The following is an 18,377-nucleotide window of genomic DNA, read 5'->3' on the forward strand; positions in this document are numbered from 1 at the left end:
CTCATGCCTTCAATCCTGCGTGTAGATCCTGCAAGCGGCGCACGGTCTTTTCCGGACCGAACTTGAGCGCTTCGCAGATAGCTTCGCCAGCAGCAATGGTGGTGGTGCAATAGATCTTGTGCTGCAAGGCATTACGACGAATGGAGTACGAATCAGCGATCGACTGACGACCTTCGGTGGTGTTGATGATCAGCGTGACTTCGTCATTCTTGATCATGTCGACCACGTGCGGACGACCTTCGGTCACCTTGTTCACACGACGCACTTTCAGGCCTGCGGCTTCGATCATCTTGGCAGTACCGGCAGTGGCGACCACTTCGAAGCCCAAGTTGATCAGATCACGGGCTACGCCTGCAACCAGTGGCTTGTCATCGTCACGTACGCTGATGAACGCGGTACCGCCGGTCGGCAGCACTTCGCTGGCGCCCATCTGGGCCTTGGCAAAGGCTTCGCCGAAGGTGTCGCCCACACCCATCACTTCACCGGTGGACTTCATCTCCGGGCCGAGGATCGGGTCAACTCCAGGGAATTTGGCGAATGGGAACACCGCCTCTTTCACGCTGTAGAAGTTAGGAATGATTTCTTTGGTGAAGCCGATTTCCTTCAGGGTTTTACCGGCCATGACGCGAGCCGCGATCATTGCCAGGGAAACACCGATGCACTTGGACACGAACGGTACGGTACGCGAAGCACGCGGGTTGACTTCGATGACGTAGATGTCTTCGCCTTGCAGCGCCAACTGAACGTTCATCAGGCCGACCACGCCCAGCTCCAGGGCCATTTTCTTGACCTGCTCACGCATCTCGTCCTGGATATGCGCAGGCAGCGAGTACGGCGGCAGCGAGCACGCGGAGTCACCGGAGTGAACGCCTGCCTGCTCGATGTGCTGCATGATCGCGCCGATGACGACGTCGGTGCCGTCGCAAACCGCATCCACGTCCATTTCGATGGCGCAGTTGAGGAAGTGGTCCAGCAGCACCGGGCTGTCGTTGGACACTTTGACGGCATCACGCAGATAGCGCTTGAGCTCTTCTTCTTCGTAGACGATTTCCATCGCCCGACCACCCAGTACGTAGGACGGACGAACCACCAGCGGGTAACCGATCTTGCTCGCTGCGCGAATCGCTTCGTCTTCGCTGCGCACGGTGGCGTTTGGCGGCTGACGCAGGTTCAAACGCTCAACCATTTGCTGGAAGCGCTCACGGTCTTCAGCGCGGTCGATGGCATCAGGGCTGGTGCCGATGATCGGTACACCGGCCTCTTCCAGCGCACGCGCCAGTTTCAGCGGGGTCTGGCCGCCGTACTGGACAATCACGCCTTTTGGCTTCTCGACGCGGACGATTTCCAGTACGTCTTCCAGGGTTACTGGTTCGAAGTACAGACGATCGGAGGTGTCGTAGTCGGTGGAAACGGTTTCCGGGTTGCAGTTGACCATGATGGTCTCGTACCCGTCTTCGCGCAGCGCCAGTGCCGCGTGTACACAGCAGTAGTCGAACTCGATGCCTTGGCCGATACGGTTAGGACCGCCGCCCAGGATCATGATCTTGTCGCGGCCCGACGGCGCGGCTTCGCACTCTTCCTCGTAAGTCGAGTAGAGGTAGGCAGTGTCGGTGGCGAACTCGGCCGCGCAGGTGTCAACGCGCTTGTAGACCGGGAACACTTCGAGCTTGTGGCGATGACGACGCAGGCTCTTCTCGGTCACACCCAGCAGCTTGGCCAGACGCTGATCGGAGAAGCCCTTGCGCTTGAGGCGGAACATCATGTCGCGGTCGATGCTGGTCAGACCCAGGGTCTTGACCTTCTCTTCGTCCTTGATCAGATCTTCGATCTGCACCAGGAACCATGGGTCGATCATGTTCATGCCGAAGATGTCTTCGACGCTCATGCCGGCACGGAAGGCGTCAGCCACGTACCAGATACGCTCGGCTCCCGGCACGGTCAGCTCGCGCTTGAGCACGCTCAGGCTTTCCGGGTTGCTCAGGTCGAGCTTCTCGTCCAGACCACAAACACCTACTTCCAGACCGCGCAGGGCTTTCTGCAAGGACTCCTGGAAGGTCCGGCCAATGGCCATGACTTCACCGACCGACTTCATTTGAGTGGTCAGGCGGGCATCGGCGTTCGGGAATTTTTCGAAAGCGAAGCGTGGCAGCTTGGTCACGACGTAGTCGATGGACGGCTCGAAAGATGCGGGAGTAGCGCCGCCGGTGATTTCGTTCTGCAACTCGTCCAGGGTGTAGCCGATCGCCAGCTTGGCAGCGATACGCGCAATCGGGAAACCAGTGGCTTTCGAGGCCAGTGCCGAAGAGCGGGATACACGCGGGTTCATCTCGATCACGACCATACGGCCAGTGTCCGGGCAGATGCCAAACTGAACGTTGGAGCCGCCAGTTTCAACGCCGATCTCACGCAGTACCGCCAACGAGGCGTTACGCATGATCTGGTATTCCTTGTCCGTCAGGGTTTGTGCCGGAGCAACGGTGATCGAGTCACCGGTGTGCACACCCATCGGGTCGAAGTTTTCGATCGAGCAGACGATGATGCAGTTGTCCTTCTTATCGCGGACAACCTCCATTTCGTACTCTTTCCATCCGATCAGCGATTCGTCGATCAACAGCTCTTTGGTTGGCGACAGGTCCAGACCGCGGGCGCAGATTTCTTCGAACTCTTCACGGTTGTAAGCGATACCGCCACCGGTGCCGCCCATAGTGAACGACGGACGGATGATGCACGGGAAGCCGAGCTTCTCGAGGACCGCGTTGGCTTCTTCCATGCTGTGGGCGATGCCGGAACGCGGGCAGGCCAGGCCGATGGATTTCATCGCCTTGTCGAAACGCGAACGGTCTTCAGCCTTGTCGATGGTGTCAGCGTTGGCACCGATCATCTCTACGCCGAACTTCTCCAGAACGCCTTCGCGCTCCAGGTCCAGGGCGCAGTTCAGAGCGGTCTGGCCACCCATGGTCGGCAGCAGCGCGTCCGGGCGCTCTTTTTCGATGATCTTGGCAACGGTCTGCCACTTGATCGGCTCGATGTAGGTCGCATCGGCCATGTCCGGATCGGTCATGATGGTGGCCGGGTTGGAGTTCACCAGGATGACGCGGTAACCCTCTTCGCGCAGGGCTTTGCAGGCCTGGGCGCCGGAGTAGTCGAACTCGCAAGCCTGGCCGATCACGATCGGGCCAGCGCCGAGAATCAGGATGCTTTTAATGTCTGTACGTTTTGGCATGGGTAGTCACTCAAATCCGCAGGTCCGACGGCAATCCCCGAGGAGAAGCCGTCTTGATCAATCTCTGAAGTCCTTCAGGGGCCGCCGGGCACCGGGGCCACCCTCAGGGACTTCTCGCTACATGCTCAAGGCCAGCGACTAGCGTCGCTTGGCCATCTCGTTGATGAAGCGATCGAACAGCGGCGCCACATCGTTCGGACCAGGACTGGCTTCAGGGTGACCCTGGAAGCTGAACGCGCTCTTGTCGGTGAGCTCGATGCCTTGCAGGGTGCCGTCGAACAGCGATTTGTGGATCGCACGCACGTTGGCTGGCAGGGTCGTTTCGTCTACCGCAAAACCGTGGTTCTGGCTGGTGATCATCACGACACCGGTGTCCAGATCCTGAACCGGGTGGTTGGCACCGTGGTGACCGTGACCCATTTTCAGGGTCTTGGCGCCAGAGGCCAGGGCCAGCAGTTGGTGACCGAGGCAGATGCCGAACACCGGGATCTCGGTTTCAAGGATGTCCTTGATCGCCTGGATCGCGTAGTCGCAAGGCTCCGGGTCACCAGGGCCGTTGGACAGGAACACACCGTCCGGCTTGAGTGCCAGGACTTCGCTGGCCGGAGTTTGCGCCGGCACCACGGTCACGCGGCAGCCGCGCTCGACCAGCATGCGCAGGATGTTCAGCTTGACGCCGTAATCGTAAGCCACCACGTGATGCGGCAGCTCGGAAGCTTCGAGGGTCGCGTGGCTGTCGATTTTCAGATCCCAGACCGTCGAGCGCCATTCGTACTGCTCTTTGGTGCTGACGACTTTCGCCAGATCCATGCCTTTCAGGCCCGGGAAGCCGCGCGCCGCTGCAATCGCAGCTTCGTCGGAGATGTTGTCGCCAGCCATGATGCAGCCGTTCTGCGCGCCTTTTTCACGCAGGATGCGTGTCAGGCGGCGAGTGTCGATACCGGCGATTGCCACAACATTGTTGGCTTTCAGGTAGTCGGACAGGGACATCGTGTTACGCCAGTTGCTCGCAACCAGTGGCAGGTCACGAATGACCAGACCTGCAGACCAGACGCGGTCGGACTCGGCATCTTGCGGCGTGGTGCCGGTGTTGCCGATGTGCGGGTAAGTCAGAGTAACGATCTGTTGGGCGTAGGAAGGATCGGTAAGGATTTCCTGATAGCCGGTCATGGCGGTGTTAAACACCACCTCACCAACGGTTTGACCGTCGGCTCCAATGGCTTCGCCGCGAAAAATGCTGCCATCAGCAAGGGCGAGTATGGCTGGCTTAGTCAAGAAGACCTCCCGTAAATAAAGCCTGAAAGGGCGATCGCAGGTTGTAAAAAAGCGGAGTGACGTATGGACACGTCACCCCGCTTCTTCACTGAATTATTCTGCGCGCTTTTAGTGGACACACTAAAGCTGTAGCTTACAGAAAAAGGCATTTTTGGTCTACCGCCAATGAGCCTTAAAGGCCGGGGAATGCGACAGGACGTCGCTTGGCGGGGTAAATCGGGTTCAAACGCTGCGTTTGAACCCGATTTCAGGTGCATCTTAACGCAGGTCGAGCACGTCTTGCATGTCGTAAAGACCCGGCTCACGACTATCCAGCCACAACGCTGCACGCACCGCGCCCTTGGCGAAGGTCATGCGACTGGACGCCTTATGAGTGATCTCCAGTCGCTCGCCCTCACAGGCGAACAGCACCGTATGATCACCGACCACATCACCACCACGAACGGTGGCGAAGCCGATGGTTTCGCGCTCGCGCACACCGGTGTGACCTTCGCGCCCATAGACCGCAACCTTCTGCAGATCACGATCCAGTGCGCTGGCGATCACCTCACCCATGCGCAAAGCCGTACCTGAAGGCGCATCGATCTTGTGTCGATGATGGGCTTCGATGATTTCGATATCCGCATCATCGCCCAGCACCCGAGCCGCCATATCGAGCAGCTTCAGCGACAGGTTCACGCCAACACTGAAATTGGCCGCGAATACGATCGGAATGTCCTTGCTCGCGTCGACCAGCAGCTGTTTTTCCGTGGCGCCTAATCCCGTGGTGCCGATCACCATAGCCTTGCCCGCCTTGCGGCAGAACGCCAGGTTTTTCAGCATGACCTCCGGGAGCGTGAAGTCGATCAACACATCGAACTCATCAGCCACCGCGTCCAGGTTACCGGACAATGGCACCCCGATACGCCCCAGCGATGCCAGCTCACCGGCATCCACGCCAATCAGCGTACTGCCGGGGCGCACGATTGCCGCCGTCAGACCAGTGAGCGGCGCGCGCTGCTGCACCGCTTCGACCAGGATCTTGCCCATGCGCCCGGCAGCGCCCATCACAGCTATACGTCGCATGCCTGACTCCTTACAGATCGCCGAAGAAGCGCTTCACGCCTTCGAACCAGCCAGTGGTTTTCGGTGAATGGCTGTTGTCGTCCGCCAGAGAGCTGCGGAACTCTTCCAGCAATTCGCGCTGACGACGCCCCAGATTGACCGGAGTCTCGACCACCACACTGCACATCAGGTCGCCCGCGCCACCACCACGAACCGGTGCCACACCCTTGCCACGCACCCGGAATTGCTTGCCGGTCTGCGTGCCTTCAGGAATCTTCAGCCTGACCCGACCATCAAGGGTCGGAATCTCCAGCTCGCCGCCCAGCGCCGCATCAACGAAGCTGATTGGCACTTCGCAGAACAGATGCTTGCCGTCACGCTGGAAGATCGCGTGCTCGCGCACGTTGATCACCACGTACAGGTCGCCAGTCGGCCCACCTTGAGTACCCGCCTCGCCTTCGCCCGACAGACGAATACGGTCGCCGGTATCAACGCCAGCCGGCACTTTCACCGAGAGGGTCTTGTACTCTTCAACACGCCCTTCGCCGTTGCAGGAGTTGCACGGGTCGGAAATGATCTTGCCCTGGCCATGGCACCGCGGGCAGGTTTGCTGCACCGAGAAGAAGCCTTGCTGCATGCGCACCTGGCCGATACCGCCGCAGGTCGGGCACGTGACCGGCGAAGAACCTTTCTTGGCACCCGAACCGTCGCACGGCTTGCAGTTGACCAGTGTCGGAACACGGATATTCACGGTCGTACCGCGCACCGCTTCTTCCAGGTTCAGCTCCAGGGTGTAACGCAGGTCGCTGCCGCGCTGAGCGCCGCCACGGGAACCGCCGCGACCACCACCGAAGAAATCACTGAACACATCACCGAAGATGTCGGAGAAGTTCTGACCACCAAAACCGGCACCGCCGCCGCCCATGCTTGGGTCGACACCGGCATGACCGTACTGGTCGTACGCCGCGCGCTTGCTGGAATCGGACAGCACTTCGTAGGCCTCGTTGGCCTCTTTGAATTTTTCTTCCGACGCTTTGTCGTCAGGATTACGGTCCGGGTGGTGCTTCATCGCCAAGCGACGGTAGGCCTTTTTCAGGTCCGCTTCGCTCGTGCCACGCTCAACACCCAACACTTCGTAATAGTCACGCTTTGCCATAAGTCTTTGCACTCTTAAGGACGTTCGGCAAACCCCTCCTGAGCTTCGCCAAACTCGTTGAGCCCCAATACAGGCCCGGACCCAACTCACGTCAATTCAACGATCCTGGTCTTTGATTCGATGCGGTACCTGTGGATCGGAAAGCAGGAGCATCCCCGTCCGCACCGCCAACACACGAACGCTGTCGCATGCTGTAAAAATTCGTCTACTCCAGACACGCCAACGCGGGAGCAAGCTCCCGCGCGGCGACATCCTACCAGTCACCGCACAAAGGCAGTCAACCGGCCGACCAACAACTTACTTGTGGTCTTTAACTTCTTCGAACTCAGCGTCGACAACGTCGTCAGCCTTTTCAGCCTTCTCAGCGTGCGGTGCCGCACCTTCAGCTGGCTGGGCTTGCTCGGCGTACATCTTCTGCGCCACTGGAGCGGAGACTTTCGACAGCTCTTCAACCTTGGCTTCGATGGCAGCCTTGTCGTCGCCTTTAACGGCGGCTTCCAGAGCAACCACAGCCGCTTCGATTGCAGCCTTCTCTTCAGCAGTCACTTTTTCGCCAGCGTCAGCGACCATTTTGCGCGTCGAGTGAACCAGCGCGTCGCCCTGGTTGCGGGCAGTCGCCAGCTCTTCGAACTTGCGATCTTCGTCGGCGTTGGTTTCAGCATCGCGAATCATCTGCTGAATTTCTTCCTCGGACAGACCGGAGTTGGCCTTGATCACGATCGACTGAGTCTTGCCGGTGGCCTTGTCTTTGGCGCCTACGTGCAGAATGCCGTTGGCGTCGATGTCGAAGGTCACTTCAATTTGTGGCACGCCACGTGGTGCTGGTGGAATCTCGGCCAGGTCGAACTTGCCCAGGGACTTGTTCTGGGCAGCTTGCTTACGCTCGCCTTGCAGCACGTGAATGGTCACAGCGCCCTGGTTGTCATCGGCAGTCGAGAACACTTGCGATTTCTTGGTAGGAATCGTGGTGTTTTTCTCGATCAGCGCGGTCATCACGCCGCCCATGGTTTCGATACCCAGCGTCAGCGGGCTGACGTCGAGCAGCAGAACGTCTTTCACGTCACCGGCCAATACTGCGCCCTGGATAGCAGCACCCATGGCAACCGCTTCGTCCGGGTTAACGTCTTTACGCGCTTCTTTACCGAAGAACTCGGTCACCAGCTTCTGAACCAGTGGCATACGGGTCTGACCGCCGACCAGGATCACGTCGTTGATCGCGCCAACTTCGATACCCGAGTCTTTCAGTGCAATGCGGCAAGGCTCGATGGTGCGTTGAACCAGGTCTTCAACCAGCGCTTCCAGCTTGGCGCGGGAGATTTTCACGTTCAAGTGCTTGGGACCGGTCGCGTCTGCAGTGATGTACGGCAGGTTAACGTCGGTCTGCAGGCTCGAAGACAGCTCGATCTTGGCTTTCTCAGCGGCTTCTTTCAGGCGCTGCATGGCCAGCGGGTCACCTTTGAGGTTCATGCCGCTTTCTTTCTTGAATTCGTCAACGAGGTAGTCGATCAGACGAATGTCGAAGTCTTCACCGCCGAGGAAGGTGTCACCGTTGGTGGCCAACACTTCGAACTGGTGCTCGCCATCCACTTCGGCGATTTCGATTACGGAGACGTCGAAAGTACCGCCACCCAGGTCATAAACGATCACGGTGTGATCGCCCTTGGCCTTGTCCATACCGTAAGCCAGAGCAGCTGCGGTTGGTTCGTTGATGATGCGCTTTACGTCCAGGCCAGCAATACGGCCGGCGTCTTTGGTCGCCTGACGCTGGCTGTCGTTGAAGTAGGCCGGAACGGTGATGACCGCTTCAGTCACGGTCTCGCCGAGGTAGTCTTCGGCGGTTTTCTTCATTTTCTTCAGGATTTCAGCCGAGATCTGAGGCGGCGACATTTTCTGGCCGTTCACTTCAACCCAGGCGTCATTGTTGTCAGCCTTGACGATCTTGTAAGGGACCATCTGGATGTCTTTCTGTACCACTTCTTCATCGAAGCGACGACCGATCAAACGCTTTACCGCGTACAGGGTGTTGTGCGGATTGGTCACTGCCTGACGCTTGGCCGACTGGCCAACCAGAATTTCGCCATCGTTGGCGTACGCGATGATCGACGGCGTGGTGCGCGCGCCTTCAGCGTTTTCGATAACTTTTACGTTGCCGTTTTCAAGAATAGAGACGCAGGAGTTGGTAGTCCCCAGGTCGATACCGATAATTTTACCCATGTTAACTCTCCCGAAACTTTGGATTTGGTTGCCGCAGTAGTGGTGGCTGACTGCGGTAGCACTTAAACGCTTGACATCTAAATGGGGGCCTTACGGCGGATTTCAAGCCTGCTCGTCAATCGAAGGCGAAACCGGCGCCGGAGCCTTGCTGACCACGACCATGGCCGGGCGCAGCAGGCGACCGTTAAGCATGTAGCCCTTCTGGAACACCTTCAGCACGCTGTTGGGTTCCATGTCGGCGCTTTCCTGCATGGCCATCGCTTGATGGTGTGCAGCGTTGAACGGTTCGCCTTCAGGATCGATCGCTTCCAGCTGATAGCGCTTCAGGGTGTCCTGGAACATTTTCAGGGTCAGCTCGATGCCTTCGCGCATCGGGCGAATGCTTTCGTCGTCCGGGTTGGACAGCTCAAGGCCACGCTCCAGACTGTCGATGATCGGCAGCAGGTCGTTGGCAAACTTCTCCAACGCGAATTTGTGAGCTTTTTCTACATCCTGCTCGGCGCGACGGCGGACGTTCTGCAGATCGGCAGCAACACGCAAAGACTGATCCTGCGCGCCAGCCAGTTGCTCTTCGAGCACTTGTACACGAGCCACCAGGTCTTCACCCGATGCTTCGGGAGCCTGATTGGCGTCTAGATTTTGCGTATCCAGCGTCTGTTCGTCAGCCATAGATTTCTCCTTTCAAAATCGTGCGCGAACTCGACTCGCGCTTCTGCCCCGGTATATGGGGTCGCAAATTCCAGGTTCAAGGGCTATCAGACCGCTGAACACCATTACCCTTACAAAAACAGCTGATTTAACATTCCAGCGGGTTTTAAAAAAAAGTATTTGCCAAGCAAATCGAGCTAAACACGGGCATTGTCAGCCAGAAACAAAACACTGTATAAATAACCAGACTTAAAGCCTGGGAGCGGCCTCTATGCTGGTGCACCTGTCCGTACATAACTACGCCATCGTTGAACATCTCGATCTGGAACTCGATCGCGGGATGAGCGTGATCACTGGGGAAACCGGCGCCGGCAAGTCGATCATGCTCGACGCCCTGGGCCTGACCCTTGGCGATCGCGCCGACAGCGGCGTGGTTCGCCCAGGCGCGGAGAAGGCCGACATCCTGGCCACCTTCGACCTCGCCGATATTCCGGAAGCCAGTGCCTGGCTGGCCGAGCGCGACCTCGATACCGACGGCCCGTGCATCCTGCGCAGGGTGATCACCGCCGAAGGTCGCTCGCGTGGCTACATCAATGGCAGCCCCTGCCCGCTTGGCGACCTCAAAGCCCTCGGCGAACTGCTGATCGATATCCACAGCCAGCATGAACACCAATCGTTACTGAAAACCGACACTCACCGCCGGCTGCTCGACGAATACGCCGGCGCCACGGACCTCGCCCGCCAGGTGCAACTTGCCGCCCAGCGCTGGCGCCAGACCCGCCAGGAGCTGGAACGCCTTTCCAACTCCGGCGACGAGCAGCGTGCTCGCCACCAGTTGCTCAGCTACCAACTCGAAGAGCTGGAAAACCTGGGTCTGGGTGAGAGTGAGCTGGAGCAACTGGAGCAGGAACACAAAAACCTGACCAACGCCGAAACCTTACTGGGCATTTGCCGACAGGTCGTCGAGCAGTGCAGCGAAAGCGATTCCGGCAATGTGCTGAACGCCCTGACGGCCAGTCTCAATCGCCTGTCGAGCGTGAACAATTCGGTCGGCGCACTGGGCGAAGCAACCAACCTGCTGACCAGCGCACAGATTCAGGTAGAGGAAGCCGTTGGCGAGCTGAACCGTTTTCTCGACCACTTCGATGCCGATCCGGCACGCCTCCAGCAACTTGAAGAACGCCTGGACTCGATCTACACCCTGGCGCGCAAACACCGGATCCAGCCCACCGAAGTCGCAGAACTTCAGCAAAAACTGCTGGACGAGATCGAAACACTGAATGCCAACGACGAGTCCATCGAACGACTGAACGAAGAGCTGGGCGCATTCGCCCGGCACTACCAGGAAAAAGCCCGAGAGCTGAGCGATCTGCGCCATCAAGCCTCTACCAGCCTGGCCAATGCCGTCGAACAGGAAATTCAACGTCTGGGCATGCCCGGCGGCCGCTTCACCATTGAGCTACGCCCCAACACCAGCACCGAACTGCTGCCCAACGGCCTCGAACAAGTGGAACTGCTGGTCAGCGCCAACCCAGGGCAGCCGCTCAAGGCACTGGCCAAAGTCGCGTCGGGGGGCGAGTTGTCGCGAATCAGCCTGGCCATCCAGGTGATCACCGCACAAACCTCGCGAGTACCGACACTGGTGTTCGACGAAGTGGACGTCGGTATTGGCGGCCCGACTGCGGAAATTGTCGGGCAACTCTTGCGCCGCCTCGGAGAGCGCGGACAGGTGCTGACCGTCACGCACTTGCCGCAAGTGGCCTCTCAGGGCCATCAGCATCTATTTGTCCATAAGGTGCGCGGTGACGATGCCACGCACACCGCCGTGTCCAAACTGAGTAAAAATGAGCGGATTGAAGAAGTAGCACGAATGCTTGGAGGGATCGACCTGACCAAGGAATCCCTGGCCCACGCGAAGAAAATGGTCGTGACTGCAAAAATTTAAGGTCACCAGAAAGCACGAAGGCGACCCTCGGGTCGCCTTCGCTCGTTTCGCAGATCAAAAATCCGCGCGACATGCTTACTTTTTCTTGCGTACGTACAGCACCAGATTGTGATCAACCATCTCGAAGCCATACTTGTCGACGATTGCCTTCTGCAGTCGCTCGATTTCTTCGTCGAAGAATTCGATCACTTCACTGGTCTCGACGTTGACCATATGGTCGTGATGCTTGCCGTCGTCCAGCTCGAAGACCGCATGGCCTCCGTCGAAGTTGTGCCGCACCACAAGACCAGCTGCCTCGAACTGAGTCAGAACACGGTAAACCGTGGCCAGACCGACATCCTCACCAGCTTCCATCAGCGCCTTGTAAACATCTTCAGCACTCATGTGACGTTGCTCAGCGGAATCGAGCATTTGCAGAATTTTGACCCGTGGCAGGGTCACTTTGAGGCCGGCTTTGCGTAGTTCGCTATTTTCAACCATGGTCAGCTTTCTCGCGATGCTGCTTCGCAGCTTCTCTTAATGCGGGTATGATCGGCGTTTACGTTGTCCCAGCCAAGATAGTGGAAGTCGCCCACCGATGCAAAACACCAAGCTCCTGCTAACCAGTTTCACCTTCGTGGGACTGCTCGCACTCGCCGGTTGTTCATTCCCCGGGGTTTACAAAATCGACATCCAGCAGGGCAATGTCGTCACGCAGAACATGATAGACCAGTTACGCCCGGGAATGACCCGCCGGCAAGTACGGTTTATTATGGGCAACCCTCTGCTGACCGACACGTTCCATGCCGATCGCTGGGATTACTTGTATAGCCTGCAGCCAGGCGGCGGTGAACGCCAACAGGAACGTATCAGCGTTATTTTCAACTCTAACGACCAGCTTGTCAGCCTGTCGGGCGATTTTATGCCTGGCGTGAGCCGTGACGAAGCCATTCTCGGCAAGGACAGCGGCACGACCGTGACCGCCCCTGTTGAAAACGCCGAGAAGCCGAAGCCAGAGAAACCGGTAAAACCGGGCTCGCTGCTGGATCAGATCCAGAAGGACGTCGACAAAGTCGAAACCGTTCCGGTCCCGACGCCAGCACCGCTGGACACTGCGCCGCAATAAAATGCGACACAACAAAAAGCCCGGCATGCCGGGCTTTTTGTTGCCTGTCATTTGGGAAATCTACTGATCACGGGCCTTGGCCTGCGCCGCAGCCTTGGCCGCACGAAGCCGGCGAACCTCTTTTGGATCCGCCAGCAACGCTCGATAAATCTCGATGCGGTCACCCGCCTGAACCTGACGGTTCTCGGGATCGGCAATCACCTTGCCGAAAATCCCTACAGGGCAAGTCGTCAGGTCCAGTTCGGGAAACTGCTCGGCGATGCCTGATTCAGCCAGCGCCGCTCGCAAAGTAGTGCCTACAGGCACCGCCACCTTGAGCAACAACTGGCGATCAACAGCGGCATACACCACCTCGACGTCAATCACCGACTCAACCATGCAGCTGTTTGGCGCGCTGACAGAACGCGTCCACCAGCGTGTTCGCCGCCTGATTGAACAACGGCCCCAGGGTCGCCCGAACAATCGGCCCGGCATAATCGAACGACAGGTCCAGGCTGATCTTGCAGGCCTTCTCGCCCAACGGCTTGAATACCCAAACACCATGCAACTGATTGAATGGACCCTCTTCTAGATTCATCTCGATCGACTGCCCAGGCACCAACGTATTGCGCGTCACGAAATGCTGGCTTAACCCGCCCTTGGCCACACCCACACTAGCGCGCATGTGCTCGGCAGAGCTTTCCAGCACTTGCGCCTCGGAACACCAGGGCAAGAATTCCGGATAGCGCGCCACGTCATTGACCAGGTCATAGAGCGCTTGCGCCGGATACGGCAACAGAGCCGAACGTTGAATATGTGTCGTCATGTCAGCGTCACTTCCACAGCTGGGCGGCAAACACTACAAGAATGCCGATTGGCGCCACATAGCGCATCAAGAACAAAGTCAGGGCAAACAATGCCGGGCTGCGCATCGACAGTTCGTCGCGCACCGCTTCACGGCCCATCACCCAACCTGCAAATACCACAAAGCACAAACCACCGAGCGGTAACATGATCCGCGAGGTGAAGAAATCGATCACACCAAAGAAATCCAGACCATTTTGCGCCCCCCACTGGTAGAGGTAAAACGCACCGCCATCATTGACGAAAAACTTGGCCTGCTTCCAGATATTGAAGGAAAACACCGTTCCCAAGCCAACAAACCAGCAACTGAATGCCAACCAGAACGTTACCCAGCCACGACGGATGTTGGTCCGCTCGACCAGGTAGGCCACCATCGGCTCCAGCAAGGAAATCGCCGAACTCCAGGCCGCAATTGCCACCAGCACGAAAAACACCACACCCATCAACTGGCCGAATGCGACGTTACCAAAGGCAAATGGCAGACTGACGAACATCAATCCCGGCCCTTCGCTAGGGTTCAAACCTGCCGCAAACACAATCGGAAACAGCGCCAGGCCGGCCAGCAACGAAACAAAGGTATCCAGTAACGCAACGCCGACGATGGTCCCGGAGATCGACGAATGCTTAGGCATATAAGCACCGTAGATCATGATCGAACCTACACCGACGCTCAGGGAAAAAAACGCATGCCCCATGGCCGGCAGCAAGCCGTCCAGCAACTTGTCCGGGTTGAAGTCGAACATGAAATGCACACCATCCATGAAATGCCCGGTGGTCAGGCTGTAGCCCAACAGAATCACCAGCATCACGAACAGCAGCGGCATCATGATCCGCAGGCTGCGCTCAAGCCCCGCGACCACGCCTTTGGCGATAACGGCTGCCGACAACAGCATGAAGAGGGTGTGCCACAACGTCAGACGCCAAGGGTCGGCAATCACTCCACCAAAATAGGCGCCGACCTGATCGGCCGTCACGCCCTGGAAGTCGCCGCGGCCCATGCCGATGATGTAATCCAGCGACCAGCCGCCCACCACGCTATAGAAAGACAGAATCAGCAGCGCCGTGATCATCCCGGCAAACGCACCCCAGGACCATTTCGCAGAATGCCCTGCCTCAAGTGCCAGCACCTTCAAGGCATTCGCCGGACTTTGCCGGGCACGCCGACCGATCAGGGTTTCGGCCAACATCACCGGTACGCCGATCAGCGCGATACACGCCAGAAACACCAACACAAATGCGCCGCCGCCATAGACGCCGACCATATAGGGAAACTTCCAGATACTACCCAGCCCCACGGCTGAACCGGTCGCAGCGAGTATGAAAACCCAACGGCTAGCCCAACTACCGTGGACTGAAACCTTGTCTGACGACATCCTTAACACGCCCAACCGATCAAAAAAGAGGGCGCATTGTCCGGGATTCACTCAATGCGCTCAAGCACGCAGGTTCACCGTAGCCGACTCGCGCGCAACTCCCTATAATGCCGCCCCTATGGCTAAACAGAAGAAACACCCCGAAGGGACCATCGCGCAGAATAAAAAGGCGCGACACGATTACTTCATCGAACACCGGTTCGAGGCTGGCATGGTCCTGGCCGGCTGGGAAGTAAAGAGTCTGCGTGCAGGCAAGGCACAACTGGTCGACAGTTATGTGCTGCTCAAGGATGGCGAGGCCTGGCTGCTCGGCAGTCATATCACCCCGCTGACCACCGCCAGCACCCACGTCATTGCCGACCCGACGCGTACGCGCAAACTGCTGCTCAACCAGCGCGAGCTGGAGAAGCTGTTTGCCGCCGTACAACAGAAAGGTTACGCCTGCGTCTGCCTGTCGTTGTACTGGAGCAAGCACTTGATCAAGTGCGAGATCGCTCTGGGCAAGGGCAAGAAGGAATACGACAAGCGTGATACCGAGCGCGAGCGCGATGCCGGTCGCGAGCTGCAGCGCGCGGTGCGGAACAAGGGCAAGGAAGATTAATCGTCTTTTTGCTTGAGACCGCTTTCGCGAGCAAGCCCGCTCCCACACTGGACCGTGTCTGGACATAAATTCATGCCCGGCACCGACCTAATGTGGGAGCGGGCTTGCTCGCGAATACAATCGTAAAAACTACACAACACCCACCTGACTACATCCCCTTGCGCCGCTCCGCCCGAGCCATGCGCTGCATTTCCTGACGCACTTCTTCGAGCACTTCCTGCACATACAGAATGTGTCGGCTGGAGATTTCTCGCGCCTGCTCCGCGCGCCCTTCGATAATCGCCTGATACAACTCCCGGTGCTGACTGATCAGCATGTCGCGGGTTTCGGTGCGCTGTTTGTACATGCCACCGATGTTGGTCACCACGTTGCGCTTGAGCAGATCGAACAGCCCGCGAATGGTGTGCAACAGCACCGCGTTGTGACTGGCTTCGGCAATGGCCAGGTGAAAGTTCGCATCCGCCGCGCCCTCTTCCGTCCGACTCACTTGATCATGGCGCGAGTAGCAATCCTGCAACTCTTCGAATGCCGCAGTCAGTCGCTCACGATCAACATCCGTCGCACGCAATGCGGCGTAATAGGCGCATGAAGCTTCCAGCGTATGGCGAAACTCCAGCAGATCACGCTGGGCTTCCGGGTTGCTTTCCAGCAGGTGCAGTAGCGGATCACTGAAGGTTGAACCGAGCGATTCAACCACATAGTTGCCGCCGCCCTGGCGACTGACCAGCAGCCCCTTGGCCGCCAGTTTCTGGATCGCCTCACGCAATGAAGGGCGCGATACACCGAACTGCTCAGCCAGAGCGCGCTCCGCCGGCAATCGCTCACCGGACTTCAGCGTGCCCTCAAGGATCATCCCCTCGAGCCGCTCGACAATATCGTCAGACAAACGGCGCTGACGAATCTGATCAAACCCCATAACTCATTCTCCACGATCCCGACGGCTCGCCGGGGCCTCTATTCTGGCCTATTGGCGTCGCGCCAGCACCTACCAGACTGCGTTTGATCGAGCAGATCAGATGAGCTCTGCACCGCTCATTCGACGAAAGTTTCAGGGCGGCAAATTGACACACCGCACCCAAGGCTTTTACTCTAGCCAACAGCGATTGTAAATTGGTATTACCAATTAACCAAGAACGCTGACCAGTGCCTTACCAACAACAATTAGGGGCCACCCCATATGCAAACCTGGCAACAGCTTTACAGCCCGCTCGGCAGTCTCGGCTTGTCCGCGCTCGCGGCCGTTATCCCTATCGTATTTTTCTTCCTGGCTCTGGCCGTGTTCCGCCTCAAAGGACACGTCGCCGGGAGCATCACCCTGGCCTTGTCGATACTGGTGGCGATCTTCGCCTTCAAGATGCCTGTCGACATGGCCTTCGCCGCTGCTGGTTATGGATTTGCCTACGGACTGTGGCCGATTGCCTGGATCATCGTGGCTGCGGTGTTTCTCTACAAACTGACGGTCAAGAGCGGCCAGTTTGAGGTGATCCGCAGCTCGGTGCTGTCGATTACCGACGACCAACGCCTGCAAGTGCTGCTGATTGGTTTCTGCTTCGGCGCATTCCTGGAAGGTGCCGCCGGATTCGGCGCACCGGTAGCGATTACCGCCGCGCTGCTGGTAGGGCTGGGTTTCAACCCGCTATACGCCGCCGGCCTGTGCCTGATTGCCAACACTGCGCCGGTAGCCTTCGGCGCACTGGGGATTCCGATCATCGTGGCCGGGCAAGTCACCGGCATCGATGCCTTCAAGATCGGCGCCATGGCGGGTCGCCAGTTGCCGCTGCTGTCGGTGTTCGTGCCGTTTTGGCTGGTGTTCATGATGGACGGCCTGCGCGGCGTTCGTGAAACCTGGCCCGCAGCACTGGTGGCCGGCCTGAGCTTCGCCGTGACCCAGTTCTTCACCTCGAACTTCATCGGCCCCGAGCTGCCGGACATCACCTCGGCACTGGTCAGCCTGGTCTCCCTAACCCTGTTCCTCAAGGTCTGGCAGCCCAAGCGTTCGTTCGCCGAAGCAACCGCCAGCGTCGGCGCAGCAACCGTGAGAAGCGCCGGAGGTTTCGGTCAACCGCGTACGACCCAGCCTTCGCCGTACAGCATCGGCGAGATTTTCAAGGCCTGGTCGCCGTTCCTGATCCTCACCGCGCTGGTCACCATTTGGACACTCAAGCCCTTCAAGGCAATGTTCGCCGCTGGCGGTTCGATGTACAGCTGGGTGTTCAACTTCGCCATCCCGCACCTTGACCAACTGGTGATCAAGACCGCCCCGATCGTAGCCACCCCGACCGCCATTCCGGCGGTATTCAAATTCGACCCGATTTCCGCGACCGGCACGGCGATTTTCTTCTCAGCACTGATCTCGATGCTGATCCTGAAGATCAATTTAAGAATTGGTCTGACCACCTTGAAAGAAACTTTCTACGAGCTGCGCTGGCCTATTCTGTCGATCGGCATGGTGTTGGCCTTCGCCTTCGTCACCAACTATTCAGGCATGTCGTCGACCATGGCGCTGGTACTGGCCGCCACCGGCACTGCCTTCCCGTTCTTCTCGCCATTCCTCGGTTGGCTGGGCGTATTTCTGACCGGTTCGGACACCTCGTCCAATGCGCTGTTCAGCTCGCTGCAAGCGACCACCGCGCACCAGATCGGCGTTAACGACGTGCTGTTGGTGGCGGCGAACACCAGCGGTGGCGTGACCGGCAAGATGATCTCGCCACAATCGATCGCCGTGGCCTGCGCTGCGACCGGCCTGGTGGGCAAGGAATCCGACCTGTTCCGCTTCACCCTCAAGCACAGCCTATTCTTTGCCACTATCGTCGGCCTGATTACGCTGGCCCAGGCCTACTGGTTTACCGGCATGCTGGTGCACTAAGGGCGACACGCAGCTACACGAAGCATGGAAAAAACCGACGCCGGGATACGATCCCGGCGTCAGCGACTCACCACCCGGTCTGCA

The 18,377-nt window shown here is 58.4% G+C and carries 15 protein-coding genes; 4 read left to right on the top strand and 11 right to left on the bottom strand.

Going from position 1 to position 18,377, the window contains the following annotated elements:
• Position 1 precedes the first annotated feature (1 nt).
• The 6 genes from carB to grpE form a co-directional block, all read right to left on the bottom strand.
• Positions 2-3,223 (bottom strand): carbamoyl-phosphate synthase large subunit, encoded by a 3,222-nt coding sequence (gene carB, locus AC1RKH_RS14325; protein WP_123424206.1) that lies wholly within the window; start codon positions 3,221-3,223, stop codon positions 2-4.
• Between the two features lie 138 nt (positions 3,224-3,361).
• Entirely contained in the window at positions 3,362-4,498 is a 1,137-nt protein-coding gene (gene carA, locus AC1RKH_RS14330; protein WP_493062512.1) for a glutamine-hydrolyzing carbamoyl-phosphate synthase small subunit, read from the bottom strand.
• 258 nt (positions 4,499-4,756) lie between these two features.
• Entirely contained in the window at positions 4,757-5,563 is an 807-nt protein-coding gene (dapB, locus tag AC1RKH_RS14335) for a 4-hydroxy-tetrahydrodipicolinate reductase (RefSeq protein ID WP_493062513.1), read from the bottom strand.
• Positions 5,564-5,573: 10 nt separating this feature from the next.
• Positions 5,574-6,698, bottom strand: coding sequence for a molecular chaperone DnaJ (dnaJ, locus tag AC1RKH_RS14340; protein WP_123424203.1), 1,125 nt, complete (start codon positions 6,696-6,698; stop codon positions 5,574-5,576).
• 297 nt (positions 6,699-6,995) lie between these two features.
• Positions 6,996-8,912, bottom strand: a complete 1,917-nt coding sequence (gene dnaK / locus AC1RKH_RS14345) for a molecular chaperone DnaK (RefSeq protein WP_493062514.1) — start codon at positions 8,910-8,912, stop codon at positions 6,996-6,998.
• Between the two features lie 102 nt (positions 8,913-9,014).
• On the bottom strand, positions 9,015-9,581 hold the full coding sequence (gene grpE, locus AC1RKH_RS14350) for a nucleotide exchange factor GrpE (RefSeq protein WP_071551878.1): 567 nt from the start codon (positions 9,579-9,581) through the stop codon (positions 9,015-9,017).
• Positions 9,582-9,831: 250 nt separating this feature from the next.
• On the opposite strand from grpE, the gene recN reads away from it, so the two are divergent.
• Positions 9,832-11,505, top strand: a complete 1,674-nt coding sequence (gene recN, locus AC1RKH_RS14355; RefSeq protein ID WP_123424201.1) for a DNA repair protein RecN — start codon at positions 9,832-9,834, stop codon at positions 11,503-11,505.
• A gap of 75 nt (positions 11,506-11,580) precedes the next feature.
• On the opposite strand, the gene fur is transcribed toward recN, so the two are convergent.
• The gene (gene fur / locus AC1RKH_RS14360) at positions 11,581-11,985 is read right to left on the bottom strand and encodes a ferric iron uptake transcriptional regulator (protein ID WP_003197684.1); all 405 of its coding nucleotides are present in this window, start codon (positions 11,983-11,985) and stop codon (positions 11,581-11,583) included.
• A gap of 97 nt (positions 11,986-12,082) precedes the next feature.
• Between fur and AC1RKH_RS14365 the strand changes: the two genes are divergently transcribed.
• Complete coding sequence (locus AC1RKH_RS14365) at positions 12,083-12,610, top strand: outer membrane protein assembly factor BamE (RefSeq protein ID WP_493062515.1); 528 nt, start codon at positions 12,083-12,085, stop codon at positions 12,608-12,610.
• 60 nt (positions 12,611-12,670) lie between these two features.
• On the opposite strand, the gene AC1RKH_RS14370 is transcribed toward AC1RKH_RS14365, so the two are convergent.
• Genes AC1RKH_RS14370 through AC1RKH_RS14380 form a run of 3 tightly spaced genes read right to left on the bottom strand, consistent with a single transcriptional unit; the run spans position 12,671 to position 14,826 of the window.
• Positions 12,671-12,988 (bottom strand): RnfH family protein, encoded by a 318-nt coding sequence (locus AC1RKH_RS14370; RefSeq protein ID WP_493062516.1) that lies wholly within the window; start codon positions 12,986-12,988, stop codon positions 12,671-12,673.
• Positions 12,981-13,415 (bottom strand): type II toxin-antitoxin system RatA family toxin, encoded by a 435-nt coding sequence (locus AC1RKH_RS14375; protein ID WP_493062517.1) that lies wholly within the window; start codon positions 13,413-13,415, stop codon positions 12,981-12,983. Before AC1RKH_RS14375 ends, AC1RKH_RS14370 begins: the two co-directional genes overlap by 8 nt.
• Before the next feature lie 7 nt (positions 13,416-13,422).
• Entirely contained in the window at positions 13,423-14,826 is a 1,404-nt protein-coding gene (locus AC1RKH_RS14380) for a sodium-dependent transporter (RefSeq protein WP_493062518.1), read from the bottom strand.
• Positions 14,827-14,944: 118 nt separating this feature from the next.
• Here AC1RKH_RS14380 and smpB point away from each other — a divergent pair, with 118 nt between their 5' ends.
• Positions 14,945-15,427 (top strand): SsrA-binding protein SmpB, encoded by a 483-nt coding sequence (smpB, locus tag AC1RKH_RS14385; RefSeq protein WP_019691770.1) that lies wholly within the window; start codon positions 14,945-14,947, stop codon positions 15,425-15,427.
• Positions 15,428-15,575: 148 nt separating this feature from the next.
• Here smpB and AC1RKH_RS14390 read toward each other — a convergent pair whose 3' ends face one another.
• Positions 15,576-16,343, bottom strand: coding sequence for an FCD domain-containing protein (locus tag AC1RKH_RS14390; RefSeq protein ID WP_493062519.1), 768 nt, complete (start codon positions 16,341-16,343; stop codon positions 15,576-15,578).
• Between the two features lie 261 nt (positions 16,344-16,604).
• Between AC1RKH_RS14390 and AC1RKH_RS14395 the strand changes: the two genes are divergently transcribed.
• Complete coding sequence (locus tag AC1RKH_RS14395) at positions 16,605-18,293, top strand: lactate permease LctP family transporter (RefSeq protein WP_493062520.1); 1,689 nt, start codon at positions 16,605-16,607, stop codon at positions 18,291-18,293.
• The last annotated feature ends 84 nt before the right edge of the window (positions 18,294-18,377 follow it).

This window comes from Pseudomonas sp. GW822-FHT06B12 (assembly GCF_058799675.1).